Raw genomic sequence first — 15,282 nt, forward strand, 5'->3', positions numbered from 1 at the left:
GGGTGGTAAATTCGGCGGGCGTGCGGTGAAGGCGGTCGGTCTTACCTCGGGAGGTCTGCGCTGTGTCTCGGCAACGAGACTGAGACCGTCGCAAGACGGCCTGACCGCAGCGCAGAAGTCAGCCGAGGGCGTAGTAGGCGGCAGCGCGCCGCTGAAGGCCTGAACGGTGGAAGTGGTCAGTAGAGCGGCGATCTCGTGCGAGCCATGCGGCAGAAGAATCAGGTCGAGCTGAACTTGAGCCCCGGAGCGGAGGGTGAAGCCCGAAGCGCCGGCGCCCGAGAGCCTGAAGCGCGTGCGGCGGAAGTCTGTCTCGAACGCCCGGCGGTCGCAGGACCGTCGATGGAAGACGTTGTCGAGAGTGAGAATCTGAAGGCAGCGTTGGCGCAAGTAAAGCGCAACAAGGGCGCGGCGGGCGTCGACGGGATGACCGTCGGCGAGCTGTCAGCCCACCTGAAGGAGCACTGGCCTGCGATCCGAGCCCAGTTGCTTGACGGCACCTACAAGCCACAGCCGGTGCGGCGGGTGGAGATACCGAAGGCGTCGGGCGGCCTGCGGCCGCTCGGCATTCCGACGGTGCTCGACCGCTTGATCCAGCAGGCGGTGATGCAGGTGCTGCAGGCGGATTGGGATAGGACGTTCGCCGAGACGAGCTTCGGCTTTCGGCCGGGGCGCTCGGCACATCGGGCGGTGGAACGGGCGCAGGCGTACATTGCGGCCGGCCACAGCATCGTGGTGGACATCGACCTGGAGAAGTTCTTTGACCGGGTCAACCACGACATCCTGATGGGACTGGTTGCCAAGCGGGTTGCTGACAAGCGCATCCTGAAGCTCATCCGCGCCTTCCTGAATGCGGGTGTGTTGGAAGGAGGGCTGGTCAGTCCGACGGAAGAGGGCACGCCGCAGGGCGGTCCGCTCTCGCCGCTGTTGTCGAACCTGATGCTGGATGTGCTGGACAAGGAACTGGAGAAGCGCGGCCACCGCTTCGTGCGTTACGCCGACGACTGCAACATCTACGTGCGCAGTCAGCGGGCGGGCGAACGGGTGCTGGCTGGCGTCGAGAGGTTCCTCGAAAAGCGCCTCAAGCTCAAGATCAACAAAGCGAAGAGCGCGGTTGCCAAACCGAGTGTTCGCAAGTTCCTGGGCTTCAGCTTCACCGGCGGGCAAGAACCGCGGCGGCGCATCGCGCCGCAGGCACTCGCCCGCTTCAAGGCGAAGGTTCGGGAGCTCACGCGACGCACGCGTGGTCGATGCCTCGTGCAGATCGCCAAAGAACTGTCGACCTACCTGATTGGGTGGCACGGCTACTTCGGCTTCTGTCAAACCCCGTCGGTGTTGCGCGTGCTTGACCAGTGGATCAGGCGACGGTTGCGCGCCGTTGCCTGGAAGCAATGGAAGTATGGACCCGCTCGCTTTGCCGAGTTGCGACGCCGCGGCGTCGGCCGGGATCTGGCGGCGCAAACCGCCGGCAGCCCACGTGGCCCTTGGCGGCTCGCGAACAGCCCCGCGCTCACCATTGCTCTGCCAAACGGCTTCTTTGCCTCACTCGGCTTGGCTTCCGTCGCGGCACGGCGACCCGCATAATCCGCTGAACCGCCGGATACGGACCCGTATGTCCGGTGGTGTGGGAGGGGCGGAGCCGCGAGGCTTCCCCCTATCCCGATTGGGGGCAGGGTCATACCAAGCGTCGTCCTGGCGAAGGCTAGGACCCATTACCCCAGGTTTGAGTTGCTGCGACGGCTCGGAGTTACAGCCTTCGTCAAACCGCAGCCTGTGGTGATGGGTCCTGGATCGGCGCTCGCTTTGCTCGCTGGTCCAGGACGACGAGGAGAAGTAGGCCTTGCCTCATTTCACCGGCCGCTTTTCCAGCTTCCTCGCCAGCGTCCGCCGGTGCATGCCGAGCCGCCTCGCCGCCTCCGAAATATTGAAATCCGTCTCGATCAGGGTCTGGTGGATGCGTTCCCATTCCAGCGTCTTGATCGATGTCGGCCGCGCATCGAGCGCGACTTCGGCATTGCCTTCGGCCTTGTTGAAGGCGGCCTCGATGTCGTCGGTGTTCGACGGCTTGGCCAGATAGTGGCAGGCGCCGAGCTTGATCGCCTCGACGGCAGTCGAGATGCTGGCAAAGCCGGTTAGCACCACGATCAGCATCTCCTCGTCGTGCGTGTGCAGCAGCTCGACGCAAGCCAAGCCCGAAGCGCCGCCGAGCTTGAGATCGACCACGGCGTGGCCGAAGGATCGCTCCTCCAGCACTTTCCGCACCTCCTCGATCGAACCGGCGAGCACGACATCGTAGCCGCGGCGCTCGAACGAGCGTTTCAGCGTGCGCGCAAAGCCTTCATCGTCCTCGACGACGATGAGCGAACGGTCAGGCGTCAAAGCTGCCTCCGATCGCGAGCGTTGCGAGGGGCAGGGTCAGGCGGACGGTGGCGCCGCGCTTCCTGTGGTTCTCGGCGGTTACGCTGCCCCCGAGCTTGCGCACAACGTTGACCACCAGGAACAGGCCGAGCCCGCCGCCGGCGCGGCCCTTGCTGGAGTGATAGGGCTTGCCGAGCTGCGCCAGCATCTCCGGCGCAAAGCCCGGGCCGCGGTCGCTGATCGACAGCACGAGATTGTCGCCCTCGCGCTCGGCCAGAAGCTCGACCCAGTCGCGCGAGACCTCATAGGCGTTGTCGAGCACGTTGAAGATCACCTGCTTCAGCGCGACGTCCGAGGCGATCGCGACGTCCTCGCCGAACGTGTTGACGAAATAAAGCGTGCGCGCCGAACGGGCGTTGCGCCACTCATCGACCAGTGCGGTGACGAAGGCCGTCACCGTCGTCGGCGAGGAACCTTCACCGCGCGCTTCGCCCGCCGACACCAGGATGCCCGTCACGATCGACTTGCAGCGTTGCAGCGAGGTCTCCATCTCCGCGAGATCCTCGGCGAGTTCCTGATCGGCGGCGAGATCCGGCATGCGGCGCCAATCGCTGAGGATCACCGAGAGCGAGGCCAGCGGGGTGCCGAGCTCGTGCGCTGCACCCGATGCTAGCAGGCCCATGCGGACGATGTGGTCCTGCTCGGCCGCATGCTGGCGCAGCGCCGCCAGATGCGCGTCGCGCTCGCGCAGGTTTCTGTTGATGCGGGTGACGAACACGACCAGCAGCACGGCGTTGAGCACGAAGCCCAACAGCATGCCGGCCACGGTGAGGCTGTAGGCCTCGCTGATCGGGTTCGGCGGCAGGTCGAGCGGCCGGTACGCCAATGTCAGCCAGACAAAGCTGGCGCAGGTCAGCGCCACCAGCGACCAGGTCGAGCGCGCATCGAGCAGCACCGCGCCCAGCGTCACCTGGAGCAGGAATAACGAGGTGAACGGATTGGTGGCGCCGCCACTGAGATAGAGCTGCGCGGTCAGCGCGGCGACGTCGAGCATCAAGGCGACCAGCAGCTCGTTGCTGGAGATCGCGGCGCGATGGCGCACCCAGACCAGGCTCGAGACGTTGAGCAGCACCAGCGCGCCGATCACGGCGCCCATCCGCTCCAGCGGCAGGGGGATGCCGAGCCAGAAATGCACGCCGCCGATGGTCACGATCTGGCCGACCACCGCGGTCCAGCGCAGCTGGATCAGCAACGCCATGTTCTTGCGGTTGGTCTCGTCGTCGGTCGGCGCGGCGCCGATCAGCTCGCTGCGCGCGTCCGCCTGCGATTGCAGCGTGACGGCGAGCTCGCCAAACGCCTGGGGAGGCGTTCTTCCGTCGTCAGGTCTGTTCGACGATCGTTCCAGCATCTGATCCCGTCCTGCGGGCGGCAGCATCGGAGCCGCCGGCCGGTTCGTGGACGAAGCGCCCGCGGCGGAACAGCCCGCCGCCGAATGTGACGAAAAGTTTACCGGCCAGCATGAACGCCAGGGCAAACCACGTCAGCGCGTAGATCAGGTGGTTATTGGGAAAGCGGATCACGGTCAATCCGCCGATGGGGCCCTCGATGGGGCCTTGGGCGGTTTGTGATCCGGCATCGGCATCGACGAAAAAGGGTGCGACATCGTGGAGGCCGCGCGCCGCCGCAATCGCGGCGACATCCCGCGAGTACCAGCGGTTGTGCTGGGGCACGTTGTTGCGGAGGAAGCCGCCTTTTGGCTCCGTCATGCGCAGCAGGCCGGTGATCTCGACCTCGCTGTCCGGATTGCCGTTCCGGCGCGTCGATGCCTCGCGCCGCTCGGGCGGCACGAAGCCGCGATTGATCAGGACCTGGGTGCCATCGTCGCGCTTGAGAGGCGTCAGCACCCAATAGCCGGGGCCTTCCTCGGTGACGGCCTGAACCAGCGTCTCGCGGTCATGCAGGAAGCGGCCGGCGACGGTGACATGCCTGTATTCGTCGCTTGCGGCGGAGACCGCAGGCCACGAAGCGGGCGAGGGGATCGGCTGGGCCGGGGCATGGACGCGCTGCTCGACGCGGTCGATCAACGCCAGCTTCCAGGCGCGGCGCTCGATCTGCCAGACGCCGAGCGCGATCAGAGCGGCAAAGGCCGTGAGCGAGAGGACCGTGAGCCAGAAGGACGGGCGCGCAGCCTTACGGCGCGCCCGTCCTGCCTTGCTCGTCACGGTCCCCAATTCGCTCACTTCATTCCGCTCATCTGGTGGATCGGCATCATGTTGCTGTTGAGGTGGTTCATCACCCACAGCGAGCCGGACAGCGCGATCACCACCATGACGATGGTGAAGATCAGCGCCATCATGCTCCAGCCGTTCTCGGATTTCGTGTTCATGTGCAGGAAGTAGATCATGTGCACGACAATCTGCACGACCGCGAAGGCCATGATGACCAGCGCGGTGATCTGCTTGCTCGGCAGTGTGCCGCTCATCACCAGCCAGAACGGGATCGCGGTGAGCACGACCGAGAGCACGAAGCCGAGCATGTAGCCCGAGAACGTGCTGTGGGCGTGGCCGTCGTCGTGGTGATGGTCGCCCGCGTGAGCGGCGTGGGTATCGGTGTTCATCGCAGAACTCCCAGGAGATAGACGAAGGTGAAGACGCCGATCCAGACCACGTCGAGGAAGTGCCAGAACATCGACAGGCACATCAGGCGGCGGCGGTTGGCTTCGATCAGGCCGAACTTCCAGACCTGCACCATCAACGTGACCAGCCAGATCAGGCCGCAGCTGACGTGCAGGCCGTGGGTGCCGACCAGGGTGAAGAAGGCGGACAGGAAGGCGCTGCGCTGGGGCGTTGCGCCTTCATGGATCATGTGGGCGAACTCGGTCAGCTCGATGCCGATGAAGGCGGCGCCGAACAGGCCGGTGATCGCCAGCCACATCTGCGTCTGCGCGATCTTGTTCTGCTGCATCGTCAACATCGCGAAGCCGTAGGTGATCGACGACAGCAGCAGCATCGAGGTGTTCACCGCGACCAGGTCGAGGTCGAACAGGTCCTTCGGCGCGGGGCCGGCGGCGTAGTTGGCGCCGAGCACGCCGAAGGCGGCGAACAGCATCGCGAAGATGAGGCAGTCGCTCATCAGGTAGATCCAGAAGCCGAGCGAGGTGCTGTAGCCTTCCGGATGCGGGTGTTCGTCGGCGAGATAGAAGACCGGCTCGCCGGTTTGCGAGGGATTGACAGCGACAGTCATTTACTTGGCTCCGGCGAGCAGTTTGGTGCGCGCGTCCTCGGTCCGGATGACGTCGTCAGCCGGAATGTCGAAGTCGCGGTGATAGTTGAAGGTGTGACCGATCCCGACGGCGAGCATCGCGATGAAGCTCGCGGCGGCCAGCCACCAGATGTACCAGATCAGGCCGAATCCCATCGCGGTTGCCAAGCCGGCGAGGATGATTCCGGTGCCGGTGCTGCTCGGCATGTGGATCGGCTTGAACCCGATGAGCGGACGCTGGTAGCCGCGCTTCTTCATGTCCCACCACGCGTCATTGTCGTGAACGACGGGGGTGAAGGCGAAGTTGTAGTCCGGCGGGGGCGAGGAGGTCGCCCATTCCAGCGTGCGCGCGTCCCAGGGATCGCCGGTGACGTCCTTGAGCTGCTCGCGCTTGAGGAAGCTGACCGCGAACTGCATCAGCATGCTGAGAATGCCGAGGAAGACGAGGCCGGCGCCGATCGCGGCGATGACGAACCAGATCTGCAAGGACGGATCGTCGAACACGCGCAGGCGGCGGGTCACGCCCATCAGGCCGAGCACATAGAGCGGCATGAAGGCGAGGTAGAAGCCGACGACCCAGAACCAGAACGACAGCTTGCCCCAGAACACATCGAGCTTGAAGCCGAACGCCTTCGGGAACCAGTAGTTGATGCCGGCAAAGGCGCCGAACACCACGCCGCCGATGATCACGTTGTGGAAGTGCGCGATCAGGAACAGGCTGTTGTGCAGCACGAAGTCGGCCGGCGGCACCGCCAGCAGAACGCCGGTCATGCCGCCGAGCACGAAGGTCAGCATGAAGGCGATCGTCCACATCATCGGCAGCTCGTAGCGGATGCGGCCGCGATACATCGTGAACAGCCAGTTGAACATCTTCGCGCCCGTCGGGATCGAGATGATCATCGTGGTGATGCCGAAGAACGAGTTCACGCTGGCGCCCGAGCCCATCGTGAAGAAGTGGTGCAGCCAGACCAGGTACGACAGGATGGTGATGACGACCGTGGCGTAGACCATCGACGTGTAGCCGAACAGGCGCTTGCCGGAGAAGGTCGAGGTCACTTCCGAGAAGATGCCGAAGGCGGGGAGAACCAGGATGTAGACCTCGGGATGGCCCCAGATCCAGATCAGGTTCACGTACATCATCGGGCTGCCGCCGAAATCGTTCGTGAAGAAGTTGGTGCCGACGTAGCGATCGAGCGAGAGCAGCGCGAGCACGACCGTCAGAACCGGGAAGGAGGCGACGATCAGGATGTTGGTGCAGAGCGAGGTCCAGGTGAATACCGGCATCTTCATCATGGTCATGCCGGGGCACCGCAGCTTGACGATGGTGCAGATCAGGTTGATGCCGGATAACGTCGTTCCGACGCCGGCGACCTGCAGCGCCCAGATGTAATAGTCGACGCCGACATCAGGGCTGTAGCCGATGTTCGACAGCGGCGGATAGGCGAGCCAGCCGGTGCGGGCGAACTCACCGATGAACAGCGAGGCCATCACCAGCACCGCGCCGCCAACCGTCATCCAGAAGCTGAAATTGTTCAGGAACGGGAACGACACGTCGCGCGCGCCGATCTGGAGCGGAACGACGTAGTTCATCAGGCCCGTGACCAGCGGCATCGCCACGAAGAAGATCATGATCACGCCGTGGGCGGTGAAGACCTGGTCGTAGTGATGGGCGTTGAGATAGCCTTCGGAGCCACCGAACGCGAGCATCTGCTGGCCGCGCATCATCAGCGCGTCGGCGAAGCCGCGCAGCAGCATCACGATGCCGAGGATCATGTACATGATGCCGATGCGCTTGTGGTCCACCGTGGTGAACCATTCGCGCCAGAGGTAGCCCCAGAGACGGAAATAGGTGAGGCCGCCGAGCAGCGTGGCGCCGCCGAGCGCGACCACCACGAAGGTGCCGACGACGATCGGCTCGTGCAGTGGCAGTGACTCGAGGCCGAGCCGGCCGAAGATGAGCTTGAGAAGATCAGGAGACATGCGAGCTCTCTTTAGGAGTCTGACTTCGGACGCTGTCCGAGGAAGAAGGACGAGGACTTGAGCGGCGTGAAGGTCGGCCGCTTCAGGCCCGCGCCGAGCAGCGGCGCGGTGTCGGCCGGCGCCTTGATCGACGCGGTGGTCTGGCCCTGCGGCGCATCCGGCGTGCAGGTGCCGGCGACGAAGGTCGGCTCGGGCCCGAGCGCGGTGCCGCGACGGGCGTACTTGTCGTAGGCGAGCGGCAGGGTGTTGTTCAGGCCCTCATGGCCGCGGCCACCCTTGGCGTCGATCGCCATCATCTCGCTCTGGCACATCTTGCCGGTCTCGACGCACATGTTGAGGATCAGGCGGTAGAGATCGGAATCGATGGTGCCGTAGCGCCGCACCGGCTCGTTCTGGCTCGGCTTTTCGAGCTGGAGATATTCGGCGCGGCCGAGCGAGCCGCCGGCGGACTTGGCGCTGGCGATCCAGGCGTCAAAGCCCTTGTCGTCGAGGCCCTGGAAGTCGAAGTGCATGCCGGAGAAGCCGGCGCCGCTGTAGTTCGCCGAGAAGCCCTTGTAGGTGCCGGTGTGGTTCACGACGGCGTGGAGCTTGGTCTCCATGCCCGGCATCGCGTAGATCTGGCCGGCGAGCGCGGGGATGTAGAACGAGTTCATCACCGAGGAGGCGGTGATGCGGAAGTTGATCGGGCGATCGACCGGCGCGGCCAGGTCATTGACGGTGGCGATGCCGTAGTCCGGATAGATGAAGAGCCACTTCCAGTCGAGCGCGACGACGTCGACCTCGAGCGGGGCCTTGGACTGGTCCACGGCGCGGTCGGCATGGATGCGGCCGAGCGTGCGATAGGGGTCGAGCAGATGCGTGCCCATCCAGGTCAGCGCGCCCAGGCAAATGATGATCAGCAGTGGCGCCGACCAGATCACCAGCTCGAGCTTGGTCGAGTGATCCCAATCCGGCTCGTAGCGGGCCGAGGTGTTGGACTGGCGGTAGCGCCAGGCGAACAGCACCGTCAGTGCCATCACGGGGACGACGATCAGGAGCATCAGGACGGTGGAGATGATGACGAGGTCGCGCTGCTGGGCAGCGATGTCGCCGGCTGGCGCCAGCACGACGTAGTTGCAGCCACTGAGCGCGGCTGCCAGGGGTAGCAGCGCCAGGATCTTGAGACGGGACACGGGCCGAGCCTTTGAGAATGAGTTTCCTTTGCGGGGCCAACGGGTAGCTGCGGCGCAACAATCCGGACATTGGACAATTTGTCCAATGTTGCAGTGCGGAATGTTGGGCCAGACAGGCCCGGATTGCCTGGCGCCCCGCCGGGCGGTCGGCTTTGGTTTTCAGGACGTTAAGGGCGCACGAATGGCGACGGCACAGACCCCTGCAATGGCAGACCTCCACTCGGGCGAGCACGGCCACGACCAGGCCAGTCCCGGCGAGATCGCCATCGGCGTCATCATCGGCCGCACCTCGGAATTCTTCGACTTCTTCGTCTACGCGATCGCCTCGGTGATCGTGTTCCCGCGCCTGGTGTTTCCGTTCACCAGCGAACTGACCGGCACGCTCTATTCCTTCATGATTTTCGCGCTGGCCTTCATGGCCCGGCCGATCGGAACCGTCATTTTCATGACGGTCGACCGTGAGTACGGCAAGACGGCCAAGCTGGTCTCGGCGCTGTTCCTGCTCGGCACCGCCACCGTGGCGCTCGCGTTCCTGCCCGGCTATTCCGAGATTGGCGTTGCGGCGATCTGGCTGCTGGCGCTGGCGCGTATCGCGCAGGGTCTGGCCTGGGGCGGCGCCTGGGACGGCATGGCCTCGCTGCTGGCGCTGAACGCCCCGCCCTCCAAGCGCGGCTGGTACGCGATGGTGCCGCAGCTCGGGGCCCCGCTCGGGCTGATCGTGGCGAGCGCGCTGTTCGCCTATTTCGCCGGCAACCTCTCGGCCGACGATTTCTTCGACTGGGGCTGGCGCTATCCGTTCTTCGTCGCCTTCGCCATCAACGTCGTGGCGCTGTTCGCGCGCCTGCGCATGGTGACGACGGAAGAATACGCGACGCTGTTCGAGACCCGTGAATTGCAGCCCGCGCGCATCTCCGAGACGGTCGCGCGCGAAGGCCAGAACATCATGCTCGGCGCATTCGCGCCGCTGGCGAGCTTTGCGCTGTTCCACATGGTCACGGTGTTTCCGCTGTCCTGGGTGTTCCTGTTCACCCGCGAAAGCCCGGTGCGCTTCCTGATCATCGAGATCGTCGCCGCCGTGTTCGGCGTCGCCGCGATCGTGGCCTCCGGCATCATCGCCGACCGCGTCGGCCGCAAGTCGCTGCTGATGGGATCGGCGATCGCGATCGCGGTCTACAGCGGCTTCGCTCCGCAGCTGCTCGACGCCGGCGCGTTCGGCGAGACCATCTACATGGTGATCGGCTTCATCCTGCTCGGCCTGTCGTTCGGCCAGTCCTCGGGCGCGATCGCTTCGAACTTCAAGCAGGCGTATCGCTACACGGCCTCGGCGCTGACCTCCGACATGGCTTGGCTGTTCGGCGCCGGCTTCGCGCCGCTGGTCGCGCTGTTGCTCGCCACAAATCTCGGCGTCATCGCCTCGGGTGCGTATCTGCTCTCGGGCGCGTTCTGGACGCTGCTCGCGCTCTGGCTCAGCGGCCAGCGCGAGGCGGGCGACATGGACGCGGGCGCTTAGTCAAGCGCGGAGCTTGTAGGGTGGGCAAAGGCGCATGGCGCCGTGCCCACCTCTCTCAACGATTTCGATCGGAAATGGTGGGCACGCTACGCTTTGCCCACCCTACGGCAGTGTCTTCGTGGCTCCAGATCCCGGGTTCGCGCCAAGCGCCCCGGGATGACGCGCGCTTAGCGCAGCGTCAATCCGCCACGACCTTCACGCGATCCCTCACCTTCACCTGCGCGTTGCGATCGAGGCCGTTGAGCACGCGGAAGCGCTCGGCGGGGTGATCGACGCCGGCCATGCGGTGGGAGAGCGATTCCACGGTGTCGCCGGGCTGCACGGTGATGACCTTGATGCGCAGCGGGCGGGCGGCCTGGATCTCGTCGAGGGTCAGGCGACGGAACGAGTTGACGGTCTCGCGCGCATTGCGCTCGCTCTCGGTCGACTTCTGCCGTGCCGCGAAGATGAAGCGGTAGACGTCGCTGCCGAAACGCAGCGCATAGACCTTGAACTGCCACTGGTCGCCCTTGGCGGTGGCGGACGCGGCCGGGAAGCCGTTGATGGTGATGTCTTCCGTGGACGCCTTCTCGACGCCTTCCATCCAGCCCGAATTGAGGTAATCGCCGAGCGACTGCTCGGCCGGCACCCGCACCACGTCGAAGCGCATCGCCTGCGAGCCGCCGTCGCGCACGCCGATCACCGCCTGCGCGGTGTTGTCGAGCGTGAAATTGTCCGGCGCCTGGAAGGTGAAGCCGAGCTTCGGATGCAGGAAACGCCGGCCGCGGACAAAACCCTCGCTCGGGTCTTCGCCATAGACGAGGTTGTCGATCGCGGCGAGATAGCTCTCGCGGTCGCGCTCGCCTCCTTCCGGAGCGACGTATTGCCGCGCGATGGTCTGCGCGTTCTGCACACGCTCCGGGGTTGCCGGATGCGACGAGGTGAAGTCCTGCGCGCGCGGATCCAGCGAGGTCTTGCCGGCCTTGAGCTCGGCATTGCGCTCCATCGCGGAAAGGAAGCGCGCGGCACCATACGGGTCGAAATGTGCCTTGGCGGAGATGCCGACGCCGATGCCGTCCGCCTCGAACTCCTGGTTGCGCGAAAAGCTCGCCATGGTGAGCTTGGTCTTGGCCAGCGCGAGCGCGGTGAGATCGGGATCGTTGCTCATGTCGGTGACAACACGGGTGACGATCGCGGCCTGGCGCGCCTGGTCCTCGCGCATCGCGGCGTGCTTGGACAGCACATGCGCCATCTCGTGGCTGAGCACGGAGGACAACTCCGACGTATCGCTCGCGAGCGCAAGAAGACCGCGCGTGACATAGAGCTGGCCGTTCGGCAGCGCGAAGGCGTTGACCGCGCCGGAATTCAGAATGGTGACCCGGTAGCCCTGGTCGGGGCGGTCGGAGGCGGCGACGAGCCGGTCGACGGTCTTGGTGACCAGCGATTCGAGCCTCGGGTCGTCATAGGTGCCGCCATAGCTCGCCAGGATGCGCTCGTGCTCCTTTTCGGTGGCGGGGGTCTGCGCGACGGCCGGCTTCGGCTTGGGCATCGCGACCGTCGGCGGGGCCGCCGCGGTCTGGAACCGGTTCATGTCGCCGCAACCGGCGAGCGCCGTGCCCAGCAAAAGGCATAGCACGGCCGGCGCAGCCCGAAGGCGGCGGCCTTCACCCGTCCAGTGCTGTTCTAGCACCCCATTCACGTCGCTTAACCCGTGCCCGGCCCGTTTAAGGCCTTACCCCTGCCGGCTCGTTTGCACCCAGCAACTCGACCTGTCCAACGAGGCGCACATCGATACGCGGCCCCGTATTCCCCTCAACCCAGCCCCGGACTCGAATACGTCGATTTTCCAGGGACTTAAGGGCTATCCCGGCGGTTTCGAACGCCGGTAACGCGCGCCTTGAAATAGTCACGGCAAAGCCGCGTGTCCAGTTCCGTCCGAAGTTGAGGTAGGTCATTGCCCCAGCTTGCCGGACCGACAGGACTTTGCCCTCGACCACCACAAAACGCCCGATCCCGGCCAAAATATCGTCCGGACTTTCCGCGTTTTTTATGGCCGACGGGTCAGCCCAGTTGCCCTTTTTTTGGCGCCGCGCCTCGGCCTCGGACGACATCAGGGCGGCCGCGCAGTCCCTGTCGGCAATCTCGGCGGAGACGATGGCGTCGCCCTGGGCCAGCAGCATCGCCTGCACCGGGGTGTCGCTTTCGCCGATGAAGATCAACCCGCCCTGGCGCCCATAGCGGTCCGGCGTGTCGTCGGCGCTCCGCAGCGTCACGTCGCGGCCGACGAGCAGCGAAGCCAACGCCTGCTTCGTCGTCGCGGTCTGTTCGATTCCGGTGAGGCGGATCTCGCGGCCGTCGTCCAGGCGCACGCTGCGCGCATCGACGATCGCGGCGACGCGGCCATCGCCCTGCGACTCGAACCGGCACGGCGCCGCGAACGCAGTGCGACCCGCGACGAGAAGAAGTGCGACGATGAGGTGAAGCAGTCGCGTCACGTTGCCCGGGAAGGTTGCGTTACGCTCCACTCTTAACTCAAACGAGGCCAACGACGAAGTGCTTCGATCCGATCCAGTGGCCGTGTGACGCTCAGCCACTGCCTCATATGCGTCTTTGCGAGCGCAGCGAAGCAATCCAGGACTATCCCCGCGGTGACGGTCTGATTGCTTCGCTGCGCTCGCAATGATGGTGCGGAAAGGTCGTGCGTCATTCCACCATTCCGCTTTGCGGAAAACGCGTGACGATGGCGCGACCTGCACGCCTCTCGCGCTTGCTGCCCTCTCGCGCATGCGGCATGATTGCGGCAATAGCGATAACCAAGAGCAATAACCAAGCCGCCATCAGAGTACGGCGCGATAAGGGAGGTCTTTTTCGATGACGAGAATTTTGCCGGGCATTTTTGCCGCCGCGTTGGCCCTGAGTGCGAGTGCCGTGCAGGCCGAGGACAAGCCGCCCCTGAAGATCGGCGGCATCCTCGATATGTCGAGCCTCTATGCCGACATCACCGGTCCCGGCAGCGAGACCGCGGCCAAGATGGCCGCTGAGGATTTTGGCGGCGAGGTGCTGGGACGCAAGATCCAGGTGCTGGCGGCCGACCATCTCAACAAGGCGGATCTCTCCGCCAACATCGCCCGCGACATGCTCGACAACCAGGGCGTCGAGATGATCTACGACGTCGCGGCCTCCGCGACCGCGCTTGCGGCGGGCGAGATCGCCAAGGCGCGCAACAAGATCATCATGTTCAACGGCCCGGGCTCGATCCGTCTCACCAACGAGGCCTGCGGTCCCTACACCGTGCACTACGTGTTCGACACCTACGGCCAGGCCAACGTGACCGGCCTTGCGGCCGTGAAGTCGGGCCTCGACACCTGGTTCTTCCTCACCGCCGACTACGCCTTCGGCCAGGATCTGGAGAAGGACACCAGCGCCGTCGTCACCAAGACCGGCGGCAAGGTGCTCGGCGGCGTGCGCCATCCGCTCAACACGTCGGACTTCTCATCCTTCCTGCTCCAGGCCCAGGCCTCCAAGGCCAAGGTGATCGGCCTCGCCAACGCCGGTGGCGACACCGTCAATGCCATCAAGCAGGCGGCCGAGTTCGGCATCACCAAGGGCGGCCAGAAGGTCTCGCCGCTATTGGCCTTCGTGACCGATATCGATTCGATCGGACTGGAGACCGCGCAAGGCCTGCTGCTGGCGGAAGCCTTCTACTGGGACCTCAACGACGACACGCGCGCATTCTCGAAGCGCTTCACCGAGCGCATGAAGCGGCCGCCGACCTCGGCGCAGGCCGGCGTCTACTCCTCCGTGACGCATTACCTGAAAGCCGTGAAGGCGGCGGGCACGACGGATGCGGCTGCGGTGATCAAGGTGATGAAGGAGACGCCGATCAACGATTTCTTCGCCAAGGGTGGCAAGATCCGCGAGGACGGCCGCATGATCCACGACATGTACCTGTTCGAGGTGAAGAAGCCGTCGGAATCCAAGGGCCGCTGGGACGACTACAAGCTGCTCGCCACCGTGCCCGGCAGCGAAGCGTTCCAGTCGCTGGAGCAGTCGCGCTGCCCGCTGGTGAAGAAGTGACGGCGTGACGTAAGTCATGACGTCATCCCGGGGCGCGAAGCGAACCCGGGATCTCGAGGTTCCGGGTTCTCGCTTCGCGAGCCCCGGAACGACAATCTAACGGTCGGCGCGCCCCGGAATGACGAAACAACAAACAACAAGAGGGAGACGTCCCATGAGCAACGACATGGTCCTGCAAAAGCTCGAAGGCGGGCTGCTCACCATCACGATGAATCGCCCCGAACGGAAGAACGCGCTCAACCCGGACATGGTGCGCGGGCTGGTCGAGGCGGCGCGGCGCGCGGCTGACGATCCGGAGGTGCGCGCGGTGCTGTTCAAGGGCGCCGGCGGCTCGTTCTGTGTCGGCGGTGACGTCAAGTCGATGGCGGAGGGCCGCGCGCCGCTGCCGTTCGAGCAGAAGCTTGCGAATCTGCGCCGCGGCATGGAGGTCTCGCGCATCCTGCACCAGATGCCGAAACCCGTGGTGGCGCAGCTCGACGGCGCCGCGGCCGGTGCCGGCCTCTCGATGGCGCTGTCCTGCGATCTGCGCATCGCCTCTGAATCCTGCAAGATCACCACCGCCTTCGCCAAGGTCGGCTTCTCCGGCGATTACGGCGGCACCTATTTCCTGACCCAGCTGCTCGGCAGCGCGCGGGCGCGCGAGCTCTATCTGATGTCGCCGGTGCTCAGCGCGAAGGAGGCGCAGGCCATCGGCATGGTGACGAAGGTCGTGCCCGACGCCGAGATCGACACTGCCGCCCACGAGCTCGCGCTGTCGCTGGCGCAGGGCCCCTCGATCGCGCTTGGTTTCATCAAGCGCAACATCAACAATGCCGAGCATCTGGCGCTGGAGGACTGCTTCGACGGCGAGGCGATCCACCACACCCGCTGCGGCGACACCGAGGACCACAAGGAGGCCGCAAAGGCCTTCGTCGAGAAGCGCAAGCCGACCTTCAAGGGCGCATGATC

At 65.2% G+C, this 15,282-nt stretch carries 13 protein-coding genes; 4 read left to right on the forward strand and 9 right to left on the reverse strand.

Annotated features, from left to right (window positions below; translation table 11 throughout):
* Positions 1 to 204 precede the first annotated feature (204 nt).
* On the forward strand, positions 205 to 1,581 hold the full coding sequence (ltrA, locus tag AAFG50_RS02665) for a group II intron reverse transcriptase/maturase (protein ID WP_028144467.1): 1,377 nt from the start codon (positions 205 to 207) through the stop codon (positions 1,579 to 1,581).
* A 261-nt stretch (positions 1,582 to 1,842) separates the two neighbouring features.
* On the opposite strand, the gene AAFG50_RS02670 is transcribed toward ltrA, so the two are convergent.
* Genes AAFG50_RS02670 through cyoA form a run of 7 tightly spaced genes read right to left on the reverse strand, consistent with a single transcriptional unit; the run spans position 1,843 to position 8,768 of the window.
* Complete coding sequence (locus tag AAFG50_RS02670) at positions 1,843 to 2,376, reverse strand: response regulator transcription factor (RefSeq protein WP_011082987.1); 534 nt, start codon at positions 2,374 to 2,376, stop codon at positions 1,843 to 1,845.
* Positions 2,366 to 3,763 (reverse strand): ATP-binding protein, encoded by a 1,398-nt coding sequence (locus tag AAFG50_RS02675; protein ID WP_028175152.1) that lies wholly within the window; start codon positions 3,761 to 3,763, stop codon positions 2,366 to 2,368. The genes AAFG50_RS02670 and AAFG50_RS02675 overlap by 11 nt, the downstream gene beginning before the upstream one ends.
* On the reverse strand, positions 3,735 to 4,595 hold the full coding sequence (locus AAFG50_RS02680; RefSeq protein ID WP_028175151.1) for an SURF1 family protein: 861 nt from the start codon (positions 4,593 to 4,595) through the stop codon (positions 3,735 to 3,737). Before AAFG50_RS02680 ends, AAFG50_RS02675 begins: the two co-directional genes overlap by 29 nt.
* Positions 4,592 to 4,972: a cytochrome o ubiquinol oxidase subunit IV gene (gene cyoD / locus AAFG50_RS02685; RefSeq protein ID WP_011082984.1), complete on the reverse strand. Its 381-nt coding sequence runs from the start codon at positions 4,970 to 4,972 to the stop codon at positions 4,592 to 4,594. The genes AAFG50_RS02680 and cyoD overlap by 4 nt, the downstream gene beginning before the upstream one ends.
* Positions 4,969 to 5,598: a cytochrome o ubiquinol oxidase subunit III gene (gene cyoC / locus AAFG50_RS02690; RefSeq protein ID WP_011082983.1), complete on the reverse strand. Its 630-nt coding sequence runs from the start codon at positions 5,596 to 5,598 to the stop codon at positions 4,969 to 4,971. The genes cyoD and cyoC overlap by 4 nt, the downstream gene beginning before the upstream one ends.
* On the reverse strand, positions 5,599 to 7,596 hold the full coding sequence (gene cyoB, locus AAFG50_RS02695; protein ID WP_028175150.1) for a cytochrome o ubiquinol oxidase subunit I: 1,998 nt from the start codon (positions 7,594 to 7,596) through the stop codon (positions 5,599 to 5,601).
* 11 nt (positions 7,597 to 7,607) lie between these two features.
* Entirely contained in the window at positions 7,608 to 8,768 is a 1,161-nt protein-coding gene (gene cyoA, locus AAFG50_RS02700) for a ubiquinol oxidase subunit II (RefSeq protein ID WP_028175149.1), read from the reverse strand.
* Between the two features lie 181 nt (positions 8,769 to 8,949).
* Here cyoA and AAFG50_RS02705 point away from each other — a divergent pair, with 181 nt between their 5' ends.
* A complete protein-coding gene (locus AAFG50_RS02705; protein WP_028175148.1) occupies positions 8,950 to 10,278 on the forward strand; it encodes an MFS transporter in 1,329 nt (442 codons plus the stop codon).
* Between the two features lie 178 nt (positions 10,279 to 10,456).
* Here AAFG50_RS02705 and AAFG50_RS02710 read toward each other — a convergent pair whose 3' ends face one another.
* Both AAFG50_RS02710 and AAFG50_RS02715 read right to left on the reverse strand, forming a co-directional pair.
* Positions 10,457 to 11,848, reverse strand: coding sequence for a M48 family metalloprotease (locus AAFG50_RS02710; RefSeq protein WP_028175147.1), 1,392 nt, complete (start codon positions 11,846 to 11,848; stop codon positions 10,457 to 10,459).
* 133 nt (positions 11,849 to 11,981) lie between these two features.
* Entirely contained in the window at positions 11,982 to 12,782 is an 801-nt protein-coding gene (locus AAFG50_RS02715; protein ID WP_162185883.1) for a thermonuclease family protein, read from the reverse strand.
* A 346-nt stretch (positions 12,783 to 13,128) separates the two neighbouring features.
* Here AAFG50_RS02715 and AAFG50_RS02720 point away from each other — a divergent pair, with 346 nt between their 5' ends.
* Complete coding sequence (locus AAFG50_RS02720) at positions 13,129 to 14,334, forward strand: ABC transporter substrate-binding protein (RefSeq protein WP_011082976.1); 1,206 nt, start codon at positions 13,129 to 13,131, stop codon at positions 14,332 to 14,334.
* Between the two features lie 154 nt (positions 14,335 to 14,488).
* A complete protein-coding gene (locus AAFG50_RS02725) occupies positions 14,489 to 15,280 on the forward strand; it encodes an enoyl-CoA hydratase (RefSeq protein ID WP_028175145.1) in 792 nt (263 codons plus the stop codon).
* Positions 15,281 to 15,282: the final 2 nt, after the last annotated feature.

Origin of the sequence: Bradyrhizobium sp. B039, assembly GCF_038965675.1 — a bacterium.
Taxonomy (GTDB): Bacteria; Pseudomonadota; Alphaproteobacteria; order Rhizobiales; family Xanthobacteraceae; genus Bradyrhizobium; species Bradyrhizobium diazoefficiens.

What these genes read in the sequence shown, in the direction of transcription:
- AAFG50_RS02675 (WP_028175152.1), bottom strand. Translation starts at nt 3,763, where the DNA reads ATGCTGGAACGATCGTCGAACAGACCTGACGACGGAAGAACGCCTCCC.
- ltrA (WP_028144467.1), top strand. Translation starts at nt 205, where the DNA reads ATGCGGCAGAAGAATCAGGTCGAGCTGAACTTGAGCCCCGGAGCGGAG.
- cyoC (WP_011082983.1), bottom strand. Translation starts at nt 5,598, where the DNA reads ATGACTGTCGCTGTCAATCCCTCGCAAACCGGCGAGCCGGTCTTCTAT.
- AAFG50_RS02705 (WP_028175148.1), top strand. Translation starts at nt 8,950, where the DNA reads ATGGCGACGGCACAGACCCCTGCAATGGCAGACCTCCACTCGGGCGAG.
- AAFG50_RS02725 (WP_028175145.1), top strand. Translation starts at nt 14,489, where the DNA reads ATGAGCAACGACATGGTCCTGCAAAAGCTCGAAGGCGGGCTGCTCACC.
- cyoB (WP_028175150.1), bottom strand. Translation starts at nt 7,596, where the DNA reads ATGTCTCCTGATCTTCTCAAGCTCATCTTCGGCCGGCTCGGCCTCGAG.
- cyoD (WP_011082984.1), bottom strand. Translation starts at nt 4,972, where the DNA reads ATGAACACCGATACCCACGCCGCTCACGCGGGCGACCATCACCACGAC.
- AAFG50_RS02720 (WP_011082976.1), top strand. Translation starts at nt 13,129, where the DNA reads ATGACGAGAATTTTGCCGGGCATTTTTGCCGCCGCGTTGGCCCTGAGT.
- AAFG50_RS02710 (WP_028175147.1), bottom strand. Translation starts at nt 11,848, where the DNA reads ATGAACCGGTTCCAGACCGCGGCGGCCCCGCCGACGGTCGCGATGCCC.